Here is a 25370-nt window from a genome sequence, read left to right as displayed (position 1 = left end):
GGGGAGCATAAACATTGCGTGACGGTAAAGGGGCAATCGGCGAAACCCTGCTCACTTGGTACGATAGCCATGCCCGCGTCATGCCATGGCGCGTATCGCCTATGGATCGTGCAGAGGGGGAACGGCCCGATCCCTATCGCGTCTGGCTCTCCGAGGTGATGCTGCAGCAGACCACGGTCGCCGCCGTGCGCGACTATTTCCGCCGCTTCACCGAGCGCTGGCCCGATGTCGGCGCATTGGCGGCGGCCGAGGATGGCGACGTGATGGCCGAATGGGCCGGGCTGGGCTATTACGCCCGCGCCCGCAACCTGCTGAAATGCGCGCGTGTCGTGGCGGGTGAACTGGACGGGCGCTTCCCCGAAACGGCGGCAGAGCTGCAAAAGCTGCCCGGCATCGGCCCCTACACCTCCGCCGCGATCGCCGCCATCGCCTATGACGAGCCCGTCGCCGTGGTCGACGGCAACGTCGAGCGCGTCGTCTCGCGCCTCTTCTCGGTCGACACGCCGCTGCCCGGCGCGAAGACGGAGCTGACCGAATTGACGGCGCAGATCACGCCAGAGGATCGGCCCGGAGATTTCGCGCAGGCGATGATGGATCTGGGCGCGACGATCTGCACGCCGCGCAATCCGGCCTGCGGGATATGCCCGCTCATTGATGCCTGCACCGCCCGCGCCGCCGGCATTGCCGAGACGCTGCCACGCAAGGCTCCAAAAAAGGAAAAGCCCACCCGCCGTGGCTTCGCCTATGTCGCGATGAACGGCGAGGGCGACGTGCTGCTGGAGCGCCGCCCCGACAAGGGGCTTCTGGGCGGCACGCTGGGTTTTCCCGGCTCGGATTGGTCCGAGACGCCGACACCCGCCCCGCCGATGCAGGCCGACTGGATGCTCTCCCCGGTCGAGGTGCGCCACACCTTCACCCATTTCCACCTGATCCTGCAGGTCCACGTCACCCGCACGGAGGCCCGCGCCATGACCCCGCGCGCCGATTTCCGGCCCGGCGATCTGCCCACGCTGATGCGCAAGGTCTGGGATGCCGCCCAAAGCGCCGAATGGCCGCAACCCGAGTGATTGTATCGGGTTAGCGTTCGGCTAGTATGACCGCGCCCGCATCGCTCACGAGGCTCCGATGTCCAGCCGCGACGAAATCCGCCGCCCCTCTCACGCCCTGCCCTTCTGGCTGTCGCTCGGCACCGTGCCGCTGGCGGGGATCGAGGCGTGGTTCGGCGGTTGGACCCTGATCCTGCTGCCCGCCTATGCGTGGTGGCTGACGACCGTGCTCGACCAGCTGCTGGGGCGCAACGAGGATCAGCCCGACACCGAGACGCCCGAGGCGGATCTTTTCTGGTATCGCGCGATCACGCTGATCTGGTTCCCGATTCAGGCGGCCGTGATCTTCGGCACGATCTGGTGGGTGACCCATACGAGCCATCTGAACGGCTTCGAGATCGTCGCCCTGATGTTCGGCGTGGGCGTGATCTCGGGCACGATCGGCATCGTCTACGCCCACGAATTGCTGCACCAGAAGAGCAAGCTGGAACGCTGGCTGGGCGATCTGCTGCTGGCGAGCGTCCTCTACTCCCATTTCCGGACCGAGCATCTGCTGGTCCATCACCTCTGGGTCGGCACGCCGCGCGATGCGGTCTCGGCGCGCTATAACGAAGGGTTTCACCGCTTCTTCTGGCGCGTGATTTTCGAGTGCCCCCGCTCCGCCTGGAAGGCCGAGAAACTGAAGCTGCGCCGCGCGGGCCGCCCGGTCTGGCACCGTTCCAACCCGTTCTGGCGCTATGGCGCATTGCAGGCGCTGGCTCTGATCGTGGCGGCGCTACTGGGTGGCTGGATGGGGCTCGGCCTGTTCCTGCTGCAGGCGCTCTTCGCGGTCTGGCAGTTGGAGCTGACTAACTATGTCGAGCATTATGGCCTGACGCGGCGCTACAAGGGCGAGGGGCGCTATGAGCATGTCCTGCCCCGCCATAGCTGGAACGCCGATCACACCGCCTCGAACTGGCTGCTGATCAATCTGCAGCGCCATTCGGATCACCATTACAAACCCGACCGCCGCTTCCCGCTTCTGCAGACCTACGATGCCGAGGAAGCCCCGCAGCTGCCCTTCGGCTATCCCGGCATGACGGCGCTGGCGATGATCCCGCCGCTCTGGCGGCGCCGGATGAACCCGCGCGTGCGGGCGTGGCGGCGGAAATACTACCCGGATGTCGAGGACTGGACGCCTTATAACAAGGGCACGACGCCGCTGCCGCGCGGCTCTTTCTGAGAGGCACGGGGGCTTCGCGCCCCCGGACCCCCGCGGGATATTTGGATCGAGAAGAAGAGGCTCCTTCCTCTTGGCAAAAATATCCCCGCCGGAGGCTCCCGCAGATGCCGCCAGCACAGGCGTCAGGTCACGACGCGCATCGTCAGGTTGATCCGCCCGCCCTTCGGCATCAGCGGCGAGGTGCCGGGCTTCACGCGGTCGATCCCGTGATAGAGCAGCCGCGCCTCGCCCCCCATCACCATCACATCGCCAGAGCGCAGCCAGATGCTTTCGGTCTTGCCACCGCGCGTCTTGTTCCCGATGCGAAACAGCCCGTCATCGCCCAGCGAGACCGAGACCACGGGCTGATCGAAATCCTGCTCGTCGCGGTCCTGATGCATCCCCATCTTCGCGCCTTCGCCGTAGAAGTTGATGAGACAGCATTCGGGGGCGCGGGGCGTGCCCGCGACCGCCTCCCAGATATCGAGGATCGGCTGCGGGATTTCGGGCCAGGGCTGACCGTCGGGATGCGTCTCGGAATAGCGGTAGCCGCGCCGGTCGGAGATCCAGCCAAACCGCCCGGCCGACGTCATGCGCACCGACATCGGCTTGCCGTAGGGGGTCATCGGCGAGAACAGCGGCGCCTGCGCCACGACACCGCGCAGCGTCTCGATCAGCGCCTTCTGTTCGTCGAGGTCCAGCCAGCCGGGATAATGCCGGAAGCCGCGAATCTCCTGCGGATCGGGCCGAGATGTTGCGTGTTTCCGGTTTTCTGTCATTTTCTCACCCTCTTCCTCGGGGGAGCCTTCTTGCAGCCCGATTTTCCCCTCCTTATATACGCTTCGAAGCCGACGGCGGCTCACACCGCTAGATAGCAGAGCATGAAACCGAAACCCAAGGGATAGGGGCCGGGGGCCTGAATGGACCCGTTCCCCGTCATATCGCCAAGAGAGGTAACATCATGGGTAAAGTCATTGGTATCGACCTCGGGACTACGAACTCCTGCGTCGCCATCATGGATGGCGCACAGCCCCGAGTGATTGAAAACTCCGAAGGGGCGCGCACCACCCCCTCGATCGTCGCCTATACGGACGACGAACGTCTGGTCGGCCAGCCGGCGAAACGTCAGGCGGTCACCAACCCCTCGAACACCGTTTTCGCTGTTAAGCGTCTGATCGGTCGCCGCACCACCGATGCGGAAGTCGAGAAGGACAAGAAACTCGTTCCCTATTCCATCGTCGACGGCGGCAATGGCGACGCATGGGTCGAAGTGAAGGGCGACAAGTACTCCCCCGCACAGGTTTCGGCCGTGATTCTTCAGAAGATGAAGGAAACCGCCGAGAGCTATCTGGGTGAGGAAGTCACGCAGGCCGTCATTACCGTGCCCGCCTACTTCAACGACGCTCAGCGTCAGGCCACGAAAGACGCCGGCAAGATCGCCGGTCTCGAGGTGCTGCGCATCATCAACGAGCCGACCGCGGCTGCGCTGGCCTATGGCCTCGACAAGAAAGAATCGAAAACCATCGCGGTCTATGACCTTGGCGGCGGTACCTTCGACATCACCATCCTCGAGATCGACGACGGTCTCTTCGAAGTGAAATCGACCAACGGCGACACGTTCCTCGGCGGTGAAGACTTCGACATGCGCATCGTCAACTACCTCGCTGACGAGTTCAAAAAAGAGCATGGCGTCGACCTGACCAAGGACAAGATGGCGCTGCAGCGTCTGAAGGAAGCTGCCGAGAAAGCGAAAATCGAGCTGTCGAGCTCGAGCCAGACCGAGATCAACCAGCCCTTCATCTCGATGGGCAAGGACGGCACGCCGCTGCACATGGTCATGAAACTGACCCGTGCGAAGCTGGAAAGCCTCGTGAGCGACCTGATCAAGGCCTCGCTGAAGCCCTGCGCCGCCGCGCTCAAGGATGCGGGCGTCTCCAAGGACGAAATCGACGAAGTCGTCCTCGTCGGCGGTATGACCCGTATGCCGAAAGTCGTGGAAGAAGTGACCGGCTTCTTCGGCAAAGAGCCCCATAAGGGTGTGAACCCGGATGAGGTCGTGGCGCTCGGTGCGGCCATTCAGGCCGGCGTTCTGCAAGGTGACGTGAAAGACGTCGTCCTGCTCGACGTGACCCCGCTGTCGCTCGGCATCGAGACGCTGGGTGGCGTGTTCACCCGCCTGATCGATCGCAACACGACGATCCCGACGAAGAAGAGCCAGGTGTTCTCCACCGCGGAAGACAACCAGAACGCAGTGACGATCCGGGTCTTCCAGGGTGAGCGCGAGATGGCTGCCGACAACAAGATGCTCGGCATGTTCAACCTCGAGGACATCCCGCCGGCCCCGCGCGGCATGCCGCAGATCGAAGTGACCTTCGACATCGACGCCAACGGCATCGTGTCCGTTTCGGCGAAGGACAAGGGCACCGGCAAGGAGCAGAAGATCACGATCCAGGCGTCCGGCGGTCTGACCGACGACGAGATCGAGAAAATGGTTCAGGACGCCGAGGCGAATGCCGACGCGGACAAGTCCCGCAAGGAACTGGTCGAAACCAAGAACCAGGGCGAATCGCTCCTGCACTCGACCCGCAAGTCGCTCGAAGATCACGGCGACAAGGTCGATGCCTCGACCGTCGAAGCGATCGAACTGGCGGCCAACGCGCTTGAGGAAGCCCTCAAGACCGAGGAAGTCGGCAAGATCAAAGGCGCGATCCAGAACCTGACGGATGCGGCGATGAAACTCGGCGAGGCCATCTACAAGGCCGAGCAGGAGAAAGCCGGTCAGGGCGAGAGCTCCAACGACGAAGACAGCCCGCGCGATGTCGATGAAGATATCGTCGACGCTGACTTCGAAGATCTGGGCGAGGACGAGCGCAAGTAATTGCGCATGGAATGTCGGGCGGGCCTGCCTTTTCTAAGGGCGGGCCCGCCTGCGTTCCGCCAAGGGGGTAACCAATGGCAAAACGCGACTATTACGACGTTCTGGGAACTGCCAAAGGCGCCTCGGCCGAAGAGATCAAGAAAGCCTATCGCAAGAAGGCGAAAGAGCTTCATCCCGATCGCAATTCCGACAATCCCGATGCCGAGGCCCAGTTCAAGGAAGTGAACGAGGCTTATGACGTCCTCAAGGACGCCGAGAAGAAAGCCGCTTATGACCGGTTCGGTCATGCGGCGTTCGAAGGCGGCATGGGCGGCGGGCGTCCGGGCGGCGGCTATGGCGGCGCGGGCGGTCAGGGCGACTTCGCCTCGGCCTTCTCCGACGTCTTCGAAGACTTGTTCGGTGATTTCATGGGCGGCGGCAGAGCCGGTCCCGGCGGCGGGCGTTCGCGCGCACAGCGGGGCTCCGATCTGCGCTACAACATGCGCGTCACGCTCGAAGAGGCGTATCGCGGCACCCACAAGACGATCAACGTGCCAAGCTCGGCCGCCTGTACCGAGTGTAACGGCTCCGGTGCGGAAGGCGGCTCCGAGCCGCAGACCTGTCCGACCTGTTCGGGTCTGGGCAAGGTGCGCGCGCAGAACGGCTTCTTCACGGTCGAGCGGACCTGCCCGACCTGTGGTGGCCAGGGTCAGGTGGTGAAGAACCCCTGCAAGGTCTGCCATGGTGCAGGCCGCGTGGAGGTCGATCGCCAGCTTCAGGTCAACATCCCTCCGGGGGTCGAGACCGGCACCCGCATCCGTCACGCCGGCGAAGGCGAGGCGGGGCTGCGCGGTGGTCCGTCGGGCGATCTCTATATCTTCATCGAGGTCCAGCCGCACGCGATCTTCGAACGCGAAGGCACCGATCTGCATTGCCGCGTGCCGGTGAGCATGGCGACCGCAGCCCTTGGCGGCGAGGTCGAGGTCCCGACGATAGATGGCGGCCGAAGCCGTGTGAAAATCCCGGCCGGCAGCCAATCGGGGCGGCAGATGCGCCTGCGTGGCAAGGGTATGCCCGCGCTGCGCGGCGGCGGGTCTGGCGACATGTTCATCGAACTGGCCGTCGAAACCCCGGTGAACCTGACCGCAAGGCAGAAGGAAATCCTCAAGGAGTTCCAGGGGATCGAGGCCGAGAACAACCCGGAAGGCGCGAGTTTCTTCAAGAAAGTCAAAAGCTTCTGGGATGGCATGACCCAGTGATCATTTCGAAAAGGCGCCTTCGGGCGCCTTTTTTCTTGTCCGGCTCGCAACCGATTAAGGCTTTCTTCAATCCGAATCGTTCATGGTCTGTTTCATGGACCAGATGCCCCGTCATATGCAGGAGCCTCCGCTGCCGTTGTTCAACGGCGGCACCGCGATCCGTCCGCCGCCGGGCGCGTCGAAGCCGTCCTATCTGTTCGATCATCGGCAACGGCTGCGCACACGGTTCATGGAAGGCGGCGCGCAGGCCCTGCCCGATTATGAACTGCTCGAACTGGTGCTGTTTCGCGCGATCCCCCGGCAGGACGTCAAACCCCTCGCCCGTCGCCTGATCGAAACCTTCGGCGATTTCGGGCGGGTGGTCTCTGCCCCGCCTCACCGCCTGCGCCAAGTGACCGGCGTGGGCGAGGCCGTGGTGATCGAGCTGAAGCTGGTGGAGGCTTCGGCGCAAAGGCTCGCACGCTCGAAGGTGATGCATCGCCCGGTGCTCAGCTCGTGGCAGGCGCTCGTCGACTACTGTCACATGGCGATGTCCCATGCCGAGACGGAGCAGTTTCGCCTGCTGCTGCTGGACCGGAAGAACGCGCTGATTGCGGATGAAGAACAGGGCCGCGGCACGGTGGATCATGTTCCCGTCTATCCGCGCGAGGTGATGAAGCGCGCGCTGGAGGCCAATGCCTCGGCGCTGATTCTGGTGCATAACCACCCCTCGGGCGACCCGACCCCGTCAGAGGCGGATATCGCCCTCACGCGGCAGATCGACGAGGCGGCGAAGCTCTTCGGCATCGTGCTGCACGATCACCTGATCCTCGGTAAGGACTGCGAGATCAGCCTGCGGTCGGAGGGTTACTTCTGAGCGGTCAGGCCCTGGGACTCGAACCCATCAAGCGGAAGAACCACCGTGCCGCCATCGGACGGACAGGCGGGCAGATCGAGGGTGATCGGCATCGCTGCGGTCCCGGTGCCATGCATCCGCATCAACCGGCCGCCGACCGACTTGCCGCAATCTTCGGAGGACAGCGTCGCCTCGAGTTGCAGCTTGAGCGCGGTAAGCGTCTTCGGCGCGGTGTAGATTTCGATGCGCTTGCCATCTGCGGAGGTAAAGCTTTGCATATAGCCGCCCAGCGAAGTGTCCGGCGTGCGCGGCTTGGTCACGTCGAGATGGCCCGCATCGTCGAACTGCGCGCCGTTCTCATAGGCGTTCAGATGCAACGGACTTTGTCCATCGGTCACCCAGATCGCGCGGTTGATCTTATCGAGCCCCGACGCCGCGGCTTCGACCTGCGCAATCGTCGATCCACCGGCGCTGACTTCCAGCGAGGTCATGGGCGCGAGCAACGGCAGGATAGCCGAGAAAGCCCCCGCCTTGTCGGTCTGCCCGGCGATCGAGAGCGACGCGTCGCGGATCGCCAGTTTCGTATCGGGGTGGCACGGCGCGCTCAGCTCAAGCTTGGTCAGCCCATCGCCTGCGGGGGTGACCGACAGGATGGCGTGCCCGCAATCGGCAGCGCCGGTTTTCAACGGCATCGGTTGCGGAAGCGAAGAGGTGAACCGGTCGCCCGATGTGCGCACCGTCGCAGGCACGATGCCGACACCGGGATCCGTCGCGAAATGATAGACAGGCGGATTGCGAAGAACGGTTTTCGAAATGAGCTGAACCCGCGGTTCCTCGCGCGGCTCGACCCGGTTTCCCCAACTGTCGCGAGCGACCGAGCTCGCGACCAAAGACGCGCCAAGTTGCGGACGCGGACCCACGCTTTGCATCACATGACCCGTCGCGGCAGCGAGCAGGAACGTCGCTCCGATCATGGATATCTTGCGAATGGTGCGCATCGCCGCCTCGGACTGGGGTCTGTGTTAGAAAACTGCTTAAGCAATTCCTAATGACCGAAAGCGGCGAAGCTGCGGCGCGATTTGGGAAATCATGCACCCCATGCATGCTTGGGGTGGGGTGGACCTGCCAAGAGAGTCAATGACTCCAACAAGATATGGAAAAGGCGGCCGAAGCCGCCTCACCTTTGCCACATTCGCGTCAGAGTTGTGTCAAACTAATTGCCCGTGGCAATGCTTGAACTTCTTGCCCGACCCGCAGGGGCAAGGATCGTTGCGTGACGGATCGCCCCAGGTCGCCGGGTTGGTCTCGTCGAAGCCCGGCAGCGGTTCGCCCGCCACCTCGACCTCGGGCGCCGCCTCGGCCGGGGCTTCCGCCGACGCCTCGGCGGGTGCGGGCTGCTGCTGTTGCGCCTGCATCATCTGCGCCTGCTCTTCTTCGGTGAGCGGACGGATGCGGGCCAGCTGCTGCGTCACTTCCGAGCGCAGGCTGTCGAGCATGATCTCGAACAGCTGGAAGCCCTCGGTCTTGAATTCCGACAGCGGATCGCGCTGCGCATAGCCGCGGAAACCGATGGTCTGGCGCAGCTGATCGAGCGTGACCAGATGCTCGCGCCATTTCGCGTCGATGATCTGCAGCAGGACCTGCTTTTCGATCATCTGCATCGTGTCTGCGCCGAAGGCCTCGGCCTTCTCGGCCATCAGCGTATCGGTCGCTTCCTCGAGACGCTCGGTGACGACTTCCTGATCGACGCCCTCTTCCTCGGCCCATTCCGCAAGCGGCACGTCGAGGTTCAGCTGTTCGATCACCTCTTGGTGCATGCCTTCGACATCCCATTGATCGGCATAGGATTTCGGCGGCATGAAGCGGTCCACGAGGTCCTCGATCACCTGAACGCGCATGTCGCGGGTGATCTCGCCGACCTCTTCGGTTTCCATGATTTCGCGACGCTGCGAGAAGACCGCTTTCCGCTGGTCGTTCATCACGTCATCGAATTTCAGAAGCTGCTTACGGATGTCGAAGTTGCGCCCCTCGACCTTCGCCTGCGCGCGCTCGAGCGACTTGTTCACCCACGGGTGGACGATCGCCTCGCCCTCTTTCATGCCCAGCTTGGAGAGAACCGAATCGAGCTTGTCGGAGCCGAAGATCCGCATCAGGTCGTCTTCCAGCGAGAGGAAGAACAGCGAGCGGCCCGGGTCGCCCTGACGGCCCGAACGACCGCGCAGCTGGTTGTCGATGCGGCGGCTTTCGTGGCGCTCGGTCGCGAGAACGAACAGGCCGCCCGCTTCCAGAACCTTCGCCTTTTCCTCGGCGGTCGCCGCGTCGATCCGCTTGCGGACCTCTTCGGGATCGGCGTCGGGATTCGCGGCGAGTTCTTCCTGAACGCGCATCTCGATATTGCCGCCGAGCTGAATGTCGGTCCCGCGGCCAGCCATGTTGGTCGCGATGGTCACGGCGCCCAGACGGCCGGCCTCGGCGACGATGGTCGCTTCCTGCTCGTGCTGGCGGGCGTTCAGGACGTTGTGCTTGATGCCGGCCTTCTTGAGCATATCCGAGAGCATCTCGGACTTCTCGATCGAGGTGGTGCCGACGAGCATCGGCTGGCCCTTCTCGTTGGCTTTCTTGATCGCCTCGACCACGGCGTCGTATTTTTCCTGCGCGGTGCGGTAGACGCGGTCATGTTCGTCTTTCCGCGCGATCGGACGGTTGGTCGGAATCTCGACCACGCCCAGCGAATAGATCTCGGCGAATTCCTCGGCCTCGGTAGCCGCGGTGCCGGTCATGCCGCCGAGCTTGTCGTAGAGGCGGAAGTAGTTCTGGAAGGTGACCGAGGCCAGCGTCACGTTCTCGGGCTGAATGTCGACGCCTTCCTTGGCTTCGATCGCCTGATGCAGGCCTTCCGAGAGGCGACGGCCCTTCATCATGCGGCCGGTGAATTCGTCGATCAGCACGACCTCGCCCGATTGCACGACGTAGTTCTGATCCTTGAAGAACAGCTTGTGGGCGCGCAGGGCCTGGTTGACGTGGTGCACGATGGTCGTGCTTTCCGGATCGTAGAGCGACTGACCCTCGGGGAGCACGCCCGCCTCCAGCAGGAGGTTCTCGAGGAAGTCGTTGCCCTCTTCGGTGAAGGTCGCGGTGCGGGCCTTCTCGTCGATGGTGTAATGCTCTTCGCTCAGGCTCGGGATGAACTTGTCGAGCGTGATATACAGCTCCGAGCGGTCGTCGGACGGGCCCGAAATGATCAGCGGCGTGCGTGCCTCGTCGATCAGAATCGAGTCGACCTCGTCGATGATCGCGTAGAAATGGCCGCGCTGCATCATCTGGTCGACCGAGGTTTTCATGTTGTCGCGCAGATAATCGAAGCCAAGCTCGTTATTCGTCGAATAGGTGATGTCGGCGGCGTAGGCCTGTTTCTTCTCGGGCTCGGCCTGGAAGGGCACGACGACGCCGGTGGTCAGACCCAGCGCGCCATAGACCTTGCTCATCCATTCCGCGTCACGCCGCGCGAGATAGTCGTTCACGGTGACGACATGCACGCCTTTGCCGGCGAGAGCGTTCAGATAGGCCGGGAAGGTCGCGACGAGGGTTTTCCCTTCGCCCGTCTTCATCTCGGCGATATTGCCCTGATGCAGGAAGATGCCGCCGACGAGCTGCACGTCGAAAGCCCGCAGGCCGAGTGCACGCTTCGCGGCTTCGCGACAGTTGGCGAAGGCTTCGGGCAGGATCTTGTCGAGGCTCTCGCCGTCTTCCTGCACGCGGCGCTGGAAGTCGCGCGTCTTCTCGATGATCTGTTCGTCGGAGAGGGCTGCGAACTGCTCCTCCAGCGCGTTGATCTTGGCCACCAGCGGGCGCACCGATTTCACCTTACGATCATTCGACGTGCCGAAGACCTTCTTCGCGAGTGTTCCGATGCCGAGCATGTAATCTCCGAGGGTAGCTGACCAGATCGTTATTCCCTGTGCCTTGTCGCATAGGGTTTGCTTGCCTAGAAGAGCTAGCGAAACAAGGCCGAAATGGCTCTTACAGGCCCTAGGCGATGTAAGGGGCGGCTGCCAGACTGTCAACGCCGCCGAAAGACGCGGCAGAAAGGAAGTGGCAAGGATGCCGAATCTGACGAAACTGTTCGCGAGCGTCGCGATCTGCGCAATGACTGCCGGGATCGCACAGGCCGATGACGCGAAAGCGCCTGCCGCCGCTGCGGATGCCGCGAAATCGGAAGCCGCCGCCAAGCCGCGCACCGACCTGAGCGCCGACACCGTGGTCGCCACCGTGAACGGTCAGGATATCACGCTGGGCATGATGCAAACGGTACGCGACGGCCTTCCCGCGCAATACCAGCAGCTGCCCGATGACAAGCTGTTCCAAGGCGTCCTGGAGCAGCTGATTCAGCAGACCGCGCTTGCCCAGCTCGAAGAAAAGCGCATCACCCAGCGCGACAAGATCGCTCTCGAAGTGCAGAAACGCGCGTATCTCTCCGGTGCGATGCTGAACTACACCGCTGACAAGGCCGTGACCGACGACGCCGTGCAGAAGGCCTATGACGCGAAATACGCCAAGGCCAAGCCGACCAAGGAATATCACGCGGCCCATATCATCGTTAAAACCAAGGCAGAGGCCGAGAAGATCAAGAAAGAGATCGACAACGGCGGCGACTTCGCGGAACTGGCGAAGAAGAACTCGACCGATGGTGCGGCGGCGAATGGCGGCGATCTGGGCTGGTTCAAGCTCGACGCGATGGTCAAGCCCTTCGCGGATGAGGTCGCAGGCATGAAGGACGGCGAAGTCGCCGGTCCGATCCAGACCCAGTACGGCTGGCATGTCGTGAAGCTGCTCGGCACGAAGATGGTCGACGCGCCGAAACTGGCCGATGTGCGCAAGAAGCTGGTTGGCGATATTCGCCAAGAGGCTGTCCAAAAACGCGTAAAGGCTGTTGTGGGCGAAGCCAAAATCGACAAGATGACCGACGGGATTGATCCGAGCGTTCTGAAAGATCAGTCCATCTTGGGTAGCAACTGATCGATCAAAAGGCGGGCGCGATGGCGAAGAAAAAGTTGAAGGACACCAAGGAGCTGAAGGCCAAGGTCAAGAAGCTCCGCGCCAAGGTCAAGGCGCTGAAGTCCGACCTTTCCGCCGCGCCCGCCCCTGCCGCTTCTGCGGCGCAGACAGAGGCGAAATCGGTGACGATTTCGCCGCTCGCCCCCGCGAAATTTCCCGATCTTCCGGAAATCGCGGGGGTCGAATTCGCCTCCGCCGCGGCGGGGGTCAAATATGCCGGACGCACCGATGTGATGCTCGCGCGGATCGCGCCGGGATCGTCGGTCGCTGGCGTTTTCACCACCTCGTCCACCCGCGCGGCCTGCGTTCTCGACTGTCAGGAAAAGCTCGCGATGCGCGCGCCTGCCGAGACGGGTGCCGCGATCATCGTCAACTCGGGCAACGCCAACGCCTTCACCGGGAAAAGCGGTCAGGAGAGCGTCGACAAGGTGACCGGTGCGGTGGCTCAGGCGCTCGACATGCCGATCAGCCGCGTGTTTTCGTCCTCCACCGGCGTCATTGGCGAGCCGCTTCCCCATGACAAGATCGTCGCGGTGATCGACAGCCTGACGCAGCGCCTCTCCCCTGCCGGGATCGAGGATGCCGCGCGCGCGATCATGACGACCGACACCTATCCCAAAGGCGCCTTTGCCGAAGTTCAGGGCGAAGGCGGCAAGATCAAGATCGCCGGGATCGCGAAGGGCTCGGGGATGATCGCGCCGAATATGGCGACGATGCTGGTCTATATCTTCACCGATGCGAAAATCACGCCGGCGCGGCTGCAGAAGATGCTGTCGCGGCAGGTCGATGACACGTTCAACGCGATCACCGTGGACAGCGACACCTCGACCTCGGATGCGCTGATCGTCGCGGCGACCGGGAAATCCGACGCTGCCGAGATCGCCGATCTGCGCTCGGAGCCTGCGAAGGCGTTCGAAGCCGGGCTGCGCGAGGTGATGATGGATCTCGCGCATCAGGTCGTCAAAGACGGCGAAGGGGCCACCAAATTCGTCGAGATCCGCGTGACGCGGGCACGCTCGAACGAGGACGCGCATAAGATCGCGATGTCGATCGCGAACTCGCCGCTGGTGAAGACCGCGATTGCGGGCGAGGACGCGAATTGGGGGCGCGTGGTCGCGGCTGTCGGTAAATCCGGAGCCGAGGCCGATCGCGACAAGCTGAAGATTTCCTTCGGGGACATGGTCGTGGCCGAGAAGGGCTGGCGGGTGCCGGATTACTCCGAGGAGGCCGCGAGCGCCTATATGAAGAATGATGAACTCGTGATCGGCGTCGATCTCGGGCTTGGTCGCGCCTCGAAATCGGTCTGGACCTGCGATCTGACCCACCGCTACATCGACATTAACGCGGATTATCGTTCGTGAAGATGGTTCTGGTCTCCGCCGTCGCCCTGATCGACGCCGACGGGCGCGTGCTTCTGGCACAGCGCCCCGAGGGCAAGTCGATGGCAGGCCTGTGGGAGTTTCCCGGTGGCAAGGTCGAGGCGGGCGAAACGCCCGAGGCCGCGCTGATCCGCGAGTTGGACGAGGAGCTTGGCATCCAGACCCATCAGAGCTGCCTCGCGCCGCTGACCTTCGCCAGCCACGCCTATGACGACTTTCACCTGCTGATGCCGCTGTTCGCCTGCCGGAAGTGGGAGGGGATCGTCAGCCCGCAAGAGGGGCAGACCCTCGCCTGGGCGCGGGCGCGCGACTTGCGCGACTACGAGATGCCGCCGGCAGACATCCCCCTGATCCCGATCCTGCGCGATTGGCTCTAACTGGGGTTGGTCTCTGGCTGGGGTTGCCGCGCGATTAACCTTCGTGACCTTTTCTCCCAACTCTCGCGTCTTACGCGATGGGCAGACCGTTTCCATTTGCCGTTCCTTAACGCCTTGCGCTTCTAATGAGCGCTCAAGGGAGGAACCTCATGCTCAGAACCATTCAGATCGGCAGCAGCGTCTTCGTTCAGGGAGCTTACGAACGGACGCTGGATTGCGGGCGTATCCTCGTACGTGTCGGCGATGCGCTCTTTGCCGGGCATCCCGTCAATCGCTGACGCAGCCGAATGACAGCCACAGATGCAAAACGGGGGCCCGAAGGCCCCCGTTTCTATATTCGTAACTCGGTCCCGAAGGATCAGAGCGTCCGCTCGACCTCTTCGCGCTCGAAGATCTCGATGACATCGCCGGGGCGGATATCGTCGTATCTCTCGAAGGCCATGCCGCACTCCTGACCGGAGGGCACTTCCTTGACCTCGTCCTTGAAGCGCTTGAGCGTCTTCAGCGTGCCTTCGTGGATCACCACGTTGTCGCGCAGCAGGCGGACGCCAGCCGAACGACGGGCCACGCCCTCGGTGACGATACAACCCGCGACCTTGCCGACGCCGGTGACCTTGAACACTTCCTTGATCTCGGCGTAGCCGATGAAGTGCTCGCGGATCTCGGCCGACAGGAGGCCCGAAGCGGCGGCTTTGATGTCGTCCACCAGATCGTAGATGATCGAGTAGTAGCGGATCTCGACGCCCTTCTGGTTCGCAGCGTTGCGCGCAGGCGCATTGGCACGAACGTTGAAGCCGATGACCGGTGCGTTGGACGCCTCGGCCAGCGTGATGTCGGATTCGGTAATTGCACCGACGCCCGAATGCAGCACGCGCACGCGCACCTCTTCGTTGCCGACCTTCTCGAGCGCCTGAACGATCGCTTCCGCCGAGCCCTGCACGTCGGCCTTCACCAGCACGGGCAGTTCTGTGACGCTTTCGTCGGCCTTGGCCTTCGCCATCAGCTGTTCCAGCGTCGTCGCGGCGCCGGCAGCGGCGCGTTTGTCCTTGGCGGCCTGCTCGCGGTATTCGGCGATCTCGCGGGCCTGCGCCTCGGTCTCGACGACGTTGAGAACGTCGCCAGCCTCGGGCGTGCCGTTGATGCCGAGCACCTCGACCGGAACCGACGGACCGGCCTCATCGACGCGGTCGCCCTTGTCGTTGATCAGCGCGCGGACCTTACCCCACTGCTCGCCGACGACGAAGATGTCGCCTTTGCGCAGCGTGCCGTTCTGCACCAGAACCGTCGCGACCGGACCACGGCCCACGTCGAGCTTGGCTTCGATCACCGCACCTTGCGCGGCGCGATCGGGGTTCGCCTTGAGTTCGAGCAGTTCGGCCTGAAGCGCGATGGCTTCGAGCAGCTGATCGAGACCCTTGCCGGTCTTGGCCGACGCTTCCACATCCTGCACGTCACCCGACATCTCTTCGACGACGACTTCGTGCTGCAGAAGCTCGGTGCGGACCTTCTGGGCGTTCGCATCGGGCTTGTCGCATTTGTTGATCGCAACGATCATCGGAACGCCAGCAGCCTTCGAGTGATTGATCGCTTCGATGGTCTGCGGCATCACCGAGTCATCGGCCGCCACGACGAGCACCACGATATCGGTGACATTGGCACCGCGTGCGCGCATCGAGGTAAAGGCCGCGTGGCCGGGCGTGTCCAGGAAGGACAGGGTCGCCCCGCTCTCGGTCTGCACCTGATAGGCGCCGATATGCTGCGTGATCCCGCCAGCCTCGCCGGAGACGACGTTCGCCTTGCGGATCGCGTCGAGCAGCGAGGTCTTGCCGTGGTCGACGTGACCCATGATCGTGACGATCGGCGGACGCGGCTGAAGATCTTCTTCCTTGTCGTCGACCTGATCGATGACCTGTTCGACATCCGCATCCGAGACGCGCACGGAGCGGTGACCGAATTCCTCGATCACGAGTTCCGCGGTATCGGCGTCGAGCGTCTGGTTCGCGGTGACCATCATGCCCATCTTCATGAGCGTTTTGACCACATCCGCTGCGCGCTCCGCCATACGGTTGGCGAGTTCCGACACGATGATCGTCTCGGGAAGCTGCACTTCGCGCGACTGCTTTTCAGCACGCTGCGAGCCGCCCATCGCCTTCTGACGGGCCTTCTCCTGCTTGCGCTTCATCGCAGCAAGCGAGCGCTGGCGGCCTTCGCCACCCGAAAGCGCATCGCTCAGCGAGAGCTTGCCCGAACGGCGGTTGCCGCGGTCATTGCCCTTGTTGTTGCGATCGTTGCGCGTGTCACGCTCACGATCCGTCTTACGCGGACCCGAAGCGGACACACCCTTGGTCTCGGCGCGGGCGGCAGCAACCTCCACGGCAGCCTGATCGACCGGTGCATCTTTCTTCGGTCCGCCCTTGCGGATCTCTTCTTTCTTCTTGTCGCGAAGTTCGGCCTCGCGCTTTTTGCGCTCGTCCTCTTCAGCCTTGGCCTTCAGGGCCGCTTCGCGTTCACGCTCCTCGCGCTCCTTGGCCTCAGCCTCGGCGCGACGACGCTCGCGCTCTTCTTCGCGGGCTTTTTCCTCGGCCTCGCGGGCGGCGGCCTCTTCGACCTCACGCGCCTTCGCGGCCTGAAGCGCCTTCAGGCGACGCTCCATCTCGGCGTCGGAAATCCCGGCGGGGCGCTTCGACGGATCGCCAAGGGAAGGCTTGTTGCCCCCTCCCTTACCAGCGCCTGCCGCCGGTTTGTTCAGCACCCGCTTCTTGCCTTTCGTCTCGACCACGACGTTCTTCGTGCGCCCGTGCGAGAAGCTTTGCTTCACCTGCCCGGGGCGCCCGCCGCCCAGTCCGAGAGTCTTTTTGCCGTCCGTATCGCTCATGCCGTCTTCGTATCCTTCATGGCGGTCTTGCCGCCGTCCTGCTTGCGTACGCCCGCAAGCCTCGATGCGTCTTCAATTACGCGCCGGGTGAGGCCACCGGCTGCAAGCGCGCCGTGTATCGCACGATCGCGGCCGAATGCCAAACCCAATTCCTGAGAGGTGAGGCAGCCGAACCAGCGCCCGCCTTCGGGCGTCCAAAGCTTACCCTTGCCCCTGTCCGAGCCGTCGCTTGCCTGTAGCAGCACTTTCGCGCGCCCCTCGGCCAGCCAGCCCTTGACCTTTTCGAAGCCGACAACCGCTTTGCCGGCCTTCCGCTCCAGAGAAATAAGCTCCACAACGCGAGAGGCAAGGGCCTGTTCCACCAATTCCACCAGATTTTCTGGGGTTTTGGCCGCCTGCTTCGCTGCGCGGGCGAACAATCCCTTTTTCATCGCCGTCTCGATGACGCCGCGTTCGGAGGTGACCCAGATTCCGCGGCCGGGCAGTTTGCCTGCCACGTCCGGGTAGATCATCCCATCGGGTCCGAGCACGAAGCGGACAAGCCCCGCCTTCGGCTGAACATCGCCGGTGACGATGCAGCGCCGTTCGGGGTCGTCGTTGGTTTTCGGCTTTCCGCCGCGACTCATCTAAGCTCCTCTCCGGTCGGGACCGAGGCTTACGCCTCGGCCTCCTCCTCGGTTTCCTCTTCGCCTTCGTCTTCCGCGTCGCTTTCCAGCTCGGACGGGTCGACCCAGCCCAGCTGAATACGTGCGGTCATGATCAGGTTCTGCGCCTCTTCGAGGCTCACGTCGAATTTCTCTAGCAGACCGTCATCCTTAACGCGCTGACCGTCGACCGTGGTCCAGCCACCGGCCAGTTCCCAGTCGGCGCAGGTCGCGAAATCTTCCAGCGTCTTGACGTCGTCTTTCGCGAGCGCCTCGATCATCTGCGGGGTCAGGCCTTCGAAGTCGAACAGCGACTGCTCGACGCCCATTTCCTTCGCCGCTTCCAGCGCCTTGCGGTTCTGCTCTTCGATCACGTCGCGGGCACGGGCCTGCAGTTCGCCTGCGGTGTCCTCGTCCACGCCTTCGATCGACAGAAGTTCGTCCATCTCGACATAGGCCACTTCCTCAAGCGAGGTGAAGCCTTCCGCCACGAGGAGCTGCGCGAAGAACTCGTCGAGGTCCAGCGCGTCGACGAACAGCTTGGTGCGCTCGGCGAACTCGGCCTGACGGCGCGCCGATTCCTCGGCTTCGGTCAGGATGTCGATGTCGAGACCGGTCAGCTGCGAGGCCAGACGCACGTTCTGACCGCGACGACCGATGGCGAGCGACAGTTGCTCGTCGGGGACCACGACTTCGATCTTCTGCGCTTCCTCGTCGATCACCACTTTCGACACTTCGGCCGGCTGCAGCGCGTTCACGAGGAAGGTCGCCTGATCTTCGTTCCACGGAATGATGTCGATCTTCTCGCCCTGAAGCTCGCCGACAACGGCCTGCACGCGCGAACCGCGCATACCGACACAGGCGCCGACCGGGTCGATCGAGTTGTCATAGGAAATGACGCCGATCTTCGCGCGCGAACCGGGATCGCGGGCCACGGCCTTGATCTCGATGATGCCGTCGTAGATTTCCGGCACTTCCATCTTGAACAGCTCGGCCATGAATTCCGGCGCGGTGCGGCTGAGGAAGATCTGCGGGCCACGGGTCTCGCGGCGCACGTCTTTCACATAGGCACGGATGCGGTCATTCGGGCGATAGCTCTCGCGGCCGATCTTCTCGTTGCGGCGCAGGATCGCTTCGCCACGGCCCACATCGACGATGATGTTGCCGTATTCCTCGCGCTTGACGGTGCCGTTGATGATCGTGCCGACGCGGTCCTTGAACTCTTCGTACTGGCGATCACGCTCGGCTTCGCGGACCTTCTGCAGGATGACCTGCTTGGCCGATTGCGCGGCGATGCGGCCCAGATCGACCGGCGGCACCTCGTCGACGATCTGATCGCCGACCGAGGGGTTTTCGAGATACTGCTTCGCCTGCTCGACGGTCAGCTCGGCCTGATAGTTCTCCAGCTCTTCGTCTTCGACGACGGTGCGGACGCGGGTGAAGGTCGCCTTGCCGGTCTTGCGATCGATCGAGACACGGATGTCCATCTCCGCGCCGTAACGCGACTTCGCTGCGCGCGCGAGGCTCTCTTCCATCGCCTGGATCACCAGATCCGGGTCGATCATCTTTTCGCGCGCCACCGCCTCGGCGGTCTGCAGAAGCTCAAGCTGGTTGGCTGCCGTGATGGCCATCTCAGTTCTCCTCCTCGGGGGAATCGTCAATCTCGTCAAATTCAGCTTCGTCGACGCTTTCGGTCGCCTTCTTCTGGCGCAGCATCTCGTCGATCAGCTCATCGGTCAGCACCAGCTTCGCATCCGCGAGCCAGTCGAACTGGAGGCCGATCACGACGTCTTCGCCGCTCTCGTCCAGCTCGATCAGGACTTCCGACCCTTCGGTGCCGCGCAGGATACCCTTGAAGCGCTTGCGCCCGTCGATCTGCTCGGAGGTCTCGATCTTCGCCTCGTAGCCTTCCCAGATGTCGAAATCCTTGAAGCGCGTCAGCGGACGGTCGATGCCGGGCGACGACACTTCCAGCGTATATTTGTCCTCGATCGGGTCTTCCACATCGAGAGCCGCGGACACGGCGGTCGAGATCGCGGCGCAATCGTCCACGACGATACCGCCATCGGGACGGTCTGCCATGATCTGAAGCGTGGCCGTCTTGCCGCCCTGCAGCCGCAGCCGCACGAGTTCGAAGCCCAGCCCCTCGATCACGGGGGTCACGATCTCGGCCAGACGCCGGTCGATGGCGGTCTTGGCGATCAGGTCGGTCATGTCTCTCTTTCCGATCCTACAAAAACAAAAAACGGGCCGTTGCGGCCCGTCACACGTTTCCGGTGGGCGTCAGGTTTGGACCCCGGCGCGCCGCTGTTGATGGCGATATAGTCCTGTATCGCAGATTCCGCAAGGGGAATCAGCCGCGCGCGCCTGCCCCGGGATTGTCGCGCCAGACCCGGAAGTTCAGCGCGCCCGCCAATGTCAGCCAAACGAGATAGGGAAAGACCAGCAATCCGGCCAACATATCGAGCCGCAGGAAGGCCAGCATCATCGCCGCGACGGCGACCCAGAGGCAGATCAGGACAAGCAGCCCGAGCCACAGCCGATGCGCCCCGAAGAAGACCGGCGTCCAGAGCGTGTTCAGCGCGATCTGCACCGCGAAGAGGGCGAGCGCGATCTGGCTGCCCGCCTCGGGGACGATGCGCGCCGCAGCATAGGCGACCGAGACGTAGAGATAGGTCCAGGCGACCGGGAAAACCCAGTTGGGCGGCGTGAAGCCGGGCTTCTTCAACCCGACATACCACTCGCCCGGCTTGAAGATGATGCCCGTCGCAGCGGCGGCCACGGAGGCCACGAGAAACAGCAGGAAATAGGTAAGCGTCATGGCGGCCTCGATCGAAATCTTTCGCTAGATCAGGATCTAAGCTCATCCATCGCGCGGACAAGCCCGGCGGTGATCCCCGGCTCGGAAAGCGCATGCCCCGCCATCGGCACCAGCTGCAGCTTCGCCATCGCCCAGCCCTGCGCCAGCCGATAGGCCGAGGTCGGTGGGCAGATCATATCGAGCCGCCCCTGCACGATGGTCGTCGGGATATGCTCGATCTTGTGACGGTCGCGCAGGATCTGTTCGTCCTCTTCGAGGAAGGCCGCGTTCTGGAAATAGTGGTTCTCGAGCCGGGCGAAGGCGCGCGCGTAATCGGGCGAGGCTTCGCCGGGCGGGCCGTCATAGCGCACCGAGGCCAGCGCGTTTTCCCACATCGCCCAGTGCCGCGCATAGCGCGCCTCGGCCATGTAGTCGCCCGAGAACAGCCGCTTGTGATAGGCCCCGATCAGATCGTGCTGCTCGTCTTCCGGAATCGGACGCCGGAAATTCGCCCAGAGGTCGGGATAGAAATTCCCCGCACCGCCGCCATAGAACCAGTTGAGCTCGGCCTGCGTCGCAAGGAAGACGCCACGCAGAATCAGATTCGTCGCCCGGTCGGGATGCGCCTGCGCGTAAAGCAGCGCCAGCGTCGCCCCCCAGCTCCCCCCGAAGACCATCCAGCTGTCGATACCGAGGGTCCGGCGGATCTGCTCCATATCCGCGATCAGATGCCACGTCGTGTTATCCGCGACGCTGGCATGCGGGCGCGACAGCCCGCAGCCGCGCTGATCGAACAGGATGACCCGGTAATGCTGCGGATCGAAGAATCGCCGCATCGTGGGCGAACAGCCGCCCCCCGGCCCACCATGGCACACCACGACCGGCTGCCCCTCGGGATGACCCGATTGCTCGACGTAAAGGATATGGCCATCGCCCACGTCGATCCGGCGCTGATCGAAGGGCTCGATCGGCGGATAAAGATGGGCGCCCGATGCGCGCTTTTGCCCTGCAGTTCTGTCCATGTCTGGACTATATAGAGCAAAAGGCGCGCCCGCCATGGGCTGCCCTAAAATCAATGCGAGGAGAGCAATGGCAGATCCGGCAAACAGCATCGACCCGTCCGAAGTCGCCAAATTCGAGGCGATGGCCGCCGAATGGTGGGACCCGAACGGCAAGTTCAAACCGCTGCATATGCTCAACCCGTGCCGGCTCGATTACATCACCACGCAGATCGCCACGCAGTTCGGCCGCGACCTGAAAGCGCCGCGCCCGTTCGAAGGGCTGCGCCTGCTGGATATCGGTTGCGGCGGCGGGCTTCTGTCCGAACCGATGGCGCGACTTGGCGCCACGGTCGTGGGCGCGGATGCGGCGGAAGGGAATATCCCCGTGGCGCGGCTGCATGCCGAACAGTCGGGGCTCGAGATCGACTACCGCCACTGCGCGGCGGAAGATCTGGCCACGAACGGCGAGCAGTTCGATGTCGTCCTCGCGCTGGAGATCATCGAACATGTCGCCGACCCGCAGGGCTTCGTGAACACGATCCAGAGTCTGATGAAACCGGGCGGGCTGATGATCTGCTCGACGCTGAACCGCAATCCGAAAAGCTACATGGTCGCGATCATCGGGGCCGAGCGGGTGATGCGCTGGCTGCCCGTGGGCACGCATGAATGGTCGAAATTCGTCACGCCCGATGAGCTTTACGAGCTGTCGCGCAACGCAGGCCTCGACCCGGTCGACCGCCGCGGCATGGTGTTCAATCCGCTGAGCTGGACCTGGTCGCTCTCGGCGCGCGATCTTTCGGTGAATTACGCCATCGCAGCGGTGAAGCGGTAAGGGGCGCTGCCCCTCTGCCTTCGGCATTCACCCCGGGATATTTCCGCCAACACGAAGAGAGGCGATTTTCGCCTTGGGTCAAATATCCCGGGGGAATCTCCACAGGAGATGGGGGCAGCGCCCCCTCTTACTTTTTCTTCGGACGGAAGGCTTTGATCCGGGCCGGGTCGGTCTCGATATAGCCCGCGCCGATCAGGTCGAGGCAATAGGGCACGGCGGCGAAAACCGCATCGAGGCAGGTCGCGATGGCCGAGGGCTTGCCCGGCACCATGATGATCAGCGATTTGCCCGCGATCCCCGCCGACTGGCGCGACAGGATGGCGGTCGGCACTTCGAGAAGCGACGCGCGGCGCATTTCTTCGCCGAAGCCCGCCAGCTCCTTCTCGATCACGTCGAAGCAGCCCTCGGGCGTCTCGTCGCGGGGCGCGGGGCCGGTGCCGCCGGTGATCAGGATCAGATCGGCTTCGGCCGCGACCAGTTCGCGGAGTTTCGCCGCGACCGACTCGCGCCCATCGGGAATGATGTGGCGTTCGATCTCGAGCGGCGAGGTGACCACGCCGCGCAGATAATCCTCGCAGCCCGGACCGCCCTTGTCCTCGTATTCGCCGCGCGACGCGCGATCGGAGACGGTGACGATGGCGGCCTTGGGCTGCGAATAGCTCATTTCTTCACGCGCGCGTTGCGGGTCGCGATCAGCTTCAGGCGCAGCGCGTTGAGCTGGATGAAGCCCGCCGCGTCTTTCTGATCGTAGGCACCTGCGTCTTCCTCGAAGGTCACATGGGCCTCGGAATAGAGCGAGTAATCCGACCAGCGCGCCACGGTGCGGGCCGCGCCCTTGAAGAGCATCAGCTTCACCGTGCCGGTGACGTATTCCTGCGTCTTGTCGATCAGCGCCTGCAGCGCCTCGCGCTCGGGCGAGAACCAGAAGCCGTTATAGATCAGCTCGGCATAGCGCGGCATGATCGAGTCCTTCAGGTGGCCCGCGCCGCTATCGAGCGTGATCTGCTCGATGCCACGGTGAGCCTCCAGCAGGATCGTGCCGCCGGGGGTCTCGTAGACGCCGCGCGACTTCATGCCGACGAAGCGGTTCTCGACGAAATCGAGACGACCGATGCCGTGGGTCTTGCCGTATTCGTTGAGCTTGGTGAGGATCGTCGCCGGGCTCATCGCCTCGCCGTTGATCGAGACTGCGTCGCCCTTCTCGAACCCGATCTCGATATATTCGGGCTCGTTCGGAGCCTGCGTGATCGGATCGTCGGTGCGCTGGTAGACGTAATCGGGCGCCATGTCGGCCGGATCTTCCAGCACCTTGCCCTCGGACGAGGTGTGCAGAAGGTTCGCATCGACCGAGAACGGCGCTTCGCCGCGCTTGTCCTTGGCGATCGGGATCTGGTTCGCCTCGGCGAATTCCAGCAGCTTGGTACGCGAGGACAGGTCCCATTCCCGCCACGGCGCGATCACCTTGATCGACGGGTCGAGCGCATAGGCGGACAGCTCGAAGCGGACCTGATCGTTGCCTTTGCCGGTCGCGCCATGCGCCACCGCATCGGCGCCGTGCTGATGCGCGATCTCGACGAGATGCTTGGAGATCAGCGGGCGCGCGATCGAGGTGCCCAGCAGATACAGCCCCTCATAGACCGCATTGGCGCGGAACATCGGGAAGACGAAATCGCGGACGAATTCCTCGCGCGCGTCGAGAATGTGGATATTCTCCGGCTTGATGCCGAGCATCTCGGCCTTGCGGCGCGCCGGTTCCAGCTCCTCACCCTGACCGAGATCGGCGGTGTAGGTGATGACCTCGCAGCCGTATTCGGTCTGCAGCCATTTCAGGATGATCGAGGTATCGAGGCCGCCCGAATAGGCAAGCACGACTTTCTTGGGCGCGGACATGCGGCATCTCCCGGTTTTCTTGTTCCGCGACGGAATAGAAGCTTTTTTTCCAATGAACAAGGGCCGCCCCGAAGGACGGCCCTTTCGAAAGCGCTCTGCGCGAGATCAGCTCTCGGTGGACGGGTCCACGAGCGGATCGGTCGTGGTGTCCCCGCTCGAGGCGAGATCGCCATCGACGGTCGTCCCGTCGCCGGTCGTTCCGTCACCGCTCGCCACATCGCCCTCCGCAGGTGCCTCTGCCGTCGCGGTTTCCGGCGGGGGCAGATCGAGCAGCTCGTGCAGATAAGCGAGCGCCTCGGGCGAAAGTTCGCGCCCGTTCGATGCGGCGAGAAGCGCGTCGTTTTCTTCCGTAGCGGCATTGGCGATCTCTGCTTCCATATCGGTGACCGCCTGCTGGGCAGCGGCCAGATCGGCCTCATAGGTCGTCGCTGCAGCCTTCTCGTCCTCCAGCGTCGTGACCGCTTCGTCATAGCCCTCGGCTTCGGGATCGAGCGCGTCGATATCGGCTTGGATCGCGTCCACGCTGCGGACATCCTGCGCTTCCAGCGCCGCGACAGCGTCCTGCGCGTCCGTCAGGTTCTGCTGGGCCTCAGCCGCGGCCAGCACCGTGTCGCGATAGGTCGCGATCCGGCCCACCTGGCTGTTCGGCGAAGCGTTGGCGAGCGCGGTCGCGCTGGCATGGGCCGCGTTCAGGCCCTTCAGCTCGGAAGCCAAGGCGCCGTGATTGCGCAGTTCACCCTCGCTCACGCTCGGTTTGCCGTTCGGGCGCGGCGACTCGTTCACCGCGAATTCGGTCGGAGTGGTCGAGCGCGTCTTGGTCGCGGTGGTCCCGCGCGACGCCGTTTTCACAGTGGCACGGTTGGTGTGCTGCTTCTTCTGCAGCTTGCCGGAGAAGAGATTGTCGAGGAATTTCGCAGGGCCGCCGCCATGGGTTGCCGCTTTGCCGGAATTGCCCGGGCTCGTCGGACGCCCGGCCGATGCGGATTTGCCTGCCGCGCCGGACTTGCCGCCCGCGTTGCCGCCGCCATGGCCACCGCCATTACCGCCGCCGTTGCCACCACCGTTTCCACCGCCATTGCCGCCGCCGTTGCCGTTCTTGGCAAATGCGGCATCCGCGCCGGTGAAATGGCTGGTCGCCACCGGGGCGACGACGAAGCTTGCCGCGACAAGGGCGACGATCGAAGTTTTTCTCAGGCTCATACGGCCCTCCTCTTTTAATGCTCGCGACATGGCTTCAGCACGATTAGTCCCGAAAGTGGGCAGAAAAACGGCAGACTTTGCAAAATGCGCAGAGTTTCGCTCAATGCGCCGCCCCATCG

At 63.5% G+C, this 25370-nt stretch carries 22 protein-coding genes; 10 read left to right on the top strand and 12 right to left on the bottom strand.

The genetic code is table 11. The annotated features are described in order from the left end of the window. Nucleotides 1–14: 14 nt before the first annotated feature. Nucleotides 15–1067, top strand: a complete 1053-nt coding sequence (gene mutY / locus AC2TZ7_RS03605; RefSeq protein ID WP_489865922.1) for an A/G-specific adenine glycosylase — start codon at nucleotides 15–17, stop codon at nucleotides 1065–1067. A gap of 58 nt (nucleotides 1068–1125) precedes the next feature. Further along, nucleotides 1126–2268, top strand: coding sequence for an alkane 1-monooxygenase (locus AC2TZ7_RS03600; protein ID WP_489865921.1), 1143 nt, complete (start codon nucleotides 1126–1128; stop codon nucleotides 2266–2268). 122 nt (nucleotides 2269–2390) lie between these two features. Here AC2TZ7_RS03600 and AC2TZ7_RS03595 read toward each other — a convergent pair whose 3' ends face one another. Next, on the bottom strand, nucleotides 2391–3026 hold the full coding sequence (locus AC2TZ7_RS03595; protein WP_489865920.1) for an alpha-ketoglutarate-dependent dioxygenase AlkB family protein: 636 nt from the start codon (nucleotides 3024–3026) through the stop codon (nucleotides 2391–2393). 182 nt (nucleotides 3027–3208) lie between these two features. On the opposite strand from AC2TZ7_RS03595, the gene dnaK reads away from it, so the two are divergent. The 3 genes from dnaK to radC all read left to right on the top strand — a co-directional run bounded on the left by dnaK (nucleotide 3209) and on the right by radC (nucleotide 7219). Continuing rightward, nucleotides 3209–5125 (top strand): molecular chaperone DnaK, encoded by a 1917-nt coding sequence (gene dnaK / locus AC2TZ7_RS03590; RefSeq protein ID WP_489865919.1) that lies wholly within the window; start codon nucleotides 3209–3211, stop codon nucleotides 5123–5125. A 74-nt stretch (nucleotides 5126–5199) separates the two neighbouring features. Further along, the gene (gene dnaJ / locus AC2TZ7_RS03585; protein ID WP_078541605.1) at nucleotides 5200–6363 is read left to right on the top strand and encodes a molecular chaperone DnaJ; all 1164 of its coding nucleotides are present in this window, start codon (nucleotides 5200–5202) and stop codon (nucleotides 6361–6363) included. A 94-nt stretch (nucleotides 6364–6457) separates the two neighbouring features. Next, nucleotides 6458–7219, top strand: a complete 762-nt coding sequence (gene radC / locus AC2TZ7_RS03580) for a RadC family protein (RefSeq protein ID WP_489865918.1) — start codon at nucleotides 6458–6460, stop codon at nucleotides 7217–7219. Here the strand turns inward: radC and AC2TZ7_RS03575 are convergent. After that, nucleotides 7210–8172, bottom strand: coding sequence for a hypothetical protein (locus tag AC2TZ7_RS03575; RefSeq protein WP_489865917.1), 963 nt, complete (start codon nucleotides 8170–8172; stop codon nucleotides 7210–7212). The two genes, radC and AC2TZ7_RS03575, sit on opposite strands and share 10 nt — an antisense overlap. A 234-nt stretch (nucleotides 8173–8406) precedes the next feature. Continuing rightward, nucleotides 8407–11118: a preprotein translocase subunit SecA gene (gene secA, locus AC2TZ7_RS03570; RefSeq protein WP_489865916.1), complete on the bottom strand. Its 2712-nt coding sequence runs from the start codon at nucleotides 11116–11118 to the stop codon at nucleotides 8407–8409. Nucleotides 11119–11299: 181 nt separating this feature from the next. On the opposite strand from secA, the gene AC2TZ7_RS03565 reads away from it, so the two are divergent. The 4 genes from AC2TZ7_RS03565 (at nucleotide 11300) to AC2TZ7_RS03550 (ending at nucleotide 14287) form a co-directional block, all read left to right on the top strand. Continuing rightward, entirely contained in the window at nucleotides 11300–12214 is a 915-nt protein-coding gene (locus AC2TZ7_RS03565) for a peptidylprolyl isomerase (RefSeq protein ID WP_489865915.1), read from the top strand. A gap of 20 nt (nucleotides 12215–12234) precedes the next feature. Beyond that, nucleotides 12235–13614 (top strand): bifunctional glutamate N-acetyltransferase/amino-acid acetyltransferase ArgJ, encoded by a 1380-nt coding sequence (gene argJ / locus AC2TZ7_RS03560; protein WP_489865914.1) that lies wholly within the window; start codon nucleotides 12235–12237, stop codon nucleotides 13612–13614. After that, nucleotides 13611–14009, top strand: coding sequence for an 8-oxo-dGTP diphosphatase MutT (mutT, locus tag AC2TZ7_RS03555; RefSeq protein WP_078522238.1), 399 nt, complete (start codon nucleotides 13611–13613; stop codon nucleotides 14007–14009). The genes argJ and mutT overlap by 4 nt, the downstream gene beginning before the upstream one ends. A 149-nt stretch (nucleotides 14010–14158) precedes the next feature. Next, entirely contained in the window at nucleotides 14159–14287 is a 129-nt protein-coding gene (locus AC2TZ7_RS03550; protein WP_489865913.1) for a hypothetical protein, read from the top strand. 80 nt (nucleotides 14288–14367) lie between these two features. Here AC2TZ7_RS03550 and infB read toward each other — a convergent pair whose 3' ends face one another. From infB to pip, 6 genes are all read right to left on the bottom strand, one after another. Beyond that, nucleotides 14368–16884 (bottom strand): translation initiation factor IF-2, encoded by a 2517-nt coding sequence (gene infB / locus AC2TZ7_RS03545; RefSeq protein ID WP_489865912.1) that lies wholly within the window; start codon nucleotides 16882–16884, stop codon nucleotides 14368–14370. Beyond that, nucleotides 16881–17510 carry an RNA-binding protein gene (locus AC2TZ7_RS03540; protein WP_098409630.1) on the bottom strand — a complete coding sequence of 210 codons (630 nt, stop codon included), beginning with the start codon at nucleotides 17508–17510 and terminating at the stop codon, nucleotides 16881–16883. The genes infB and AC2TZ7_RS03540 overlap by 4 nt, the downstream gene beginning before the upstream one ends. A 29-nt stretch (nucleotides 17511–17539) precedes the next feature. Beyond that, on the bottom strand, nucleotides 17540–19159 hold the full coding sequence (gene nusA / locus AC2TZ7_RS03535; protein ID WP_098409629.1) for a transcription termination factor NusA: 1620 nt from the start codon (nucleotides 19157–19159) through the stop codon (nucleotides 17540–17542). A gap of 1 nt (nucleotide 19160) precedes the next feature. Further along, nucleotides 19161–19742: a ribosome maturation factor RimP gene (rimP, locus tag AC2TZ7_RS03530; protein ID WP_489865911.1), complete on the bottom strand. Its 582-nt coding sequence runs from the start codon at nucleotides 19740–19742 to the stop codon at nucleotides 19161–19163. Nucleotides 19743–19881: 139 nt separating this feature from the next. Continuing rightward, complete coding sequence (gene tspO / locus AC2TZ7_RS03525; protein ID WP_489865910.1) at nucleotides 19882–20349, bottom strand: tryptophan-rich sensory protein TspO; 468 nt, start codon at nucleotides 20347–20349, stop codon at nucleotides 19882–19884. A 29-nt stretch (nucleotides 20350–20378) separates the two neighbouring features. Next, nucleotides 20379–21350: a prolyl aminopeptidase gene (gene pip / locus AC2TZ7_RS03520; protein ID WP_098409626.1), complete on the bottom strand. Its 972-nt coding sequence runs from the start codon at nucleotides 21348–21350 to the stop codon at nucleotides 20379–20381. A 67-nt stretch (nucleotides 21351–21417) separates the two neighbouring features. Here pip and ubiG point away from each other — a divergent pair, with 67 nt between their 5' ends. Then, nucleotides 21418–22161, top strand: a complete 744-nt coding sequence (gene ubiG, locus AC2TZ7_RS03515; RefSeq protein ID WP_489865909.1) for a bifunctional 2-polyprenyl-6-hydroxyphenol methylase/3-demethylubiquinol 3-O-methyltransferase UbiG — start codon at nucleotides 21418–21420, stop codon at nucleotides 22159–22161. Between the two features lie 127 nt (nucleotides 22162–22288). Here ubiG and mog read toward each other — a convergent pair whose 3' ends face one another. From mog to AC2TZ7_RS03500, 3 genes are all read right to left on the bottom strand, one after another. Further along, the gene (mog, locus tag AC2TZ7_RS03510; RefSeq protein WP_489865908.1) at nucleotides 22289–22825 is read right to left on the bottom strand and encodes a molybdopterin adenylyltransferase; all 537 of its coding nucleotides are present in this window, start codon (nucleotides 22823–22825) and stop codon (nucleotides 22289–22291) included. Then, the gene (locus AC2TZ7_RS03505) at nucleotides 22822–24051 is read right to left on the bottom strand and encodes an argininosuccinate synthase (RefSeq protein WP_098409623.1); all 1230 of its coding nucleotides are present in this window, start codon (nucleotides 24049–24051) and stop codon (nucleotides 22822–22824) included. The genes mog and AC2TZ7_RS03505 overlap by 4 nt, the downstream gene beginning before the upstream one ends. Before the next feature lie 105 nt (nucleotides 24052–24156). Further along, a complete protein-coding gene (locus AC2TZ7_RS03500; protein WP_489865907.1) occupies nucleotides 24157–25251 on the bottom strand; it encodes a hypothetical protein in 1095 nt (364 codons plus the stop codon). Nucleotides 25252–25370: the final 119 nt, after the last annotated feature.

The organism is Thioclava sp. ISO4 (assembly GCF_058105145.1).
Note: the sequence above shows the minus strand (reverse complement) of the source record. Positions and strands in the feature narration are given on the sequence as shown.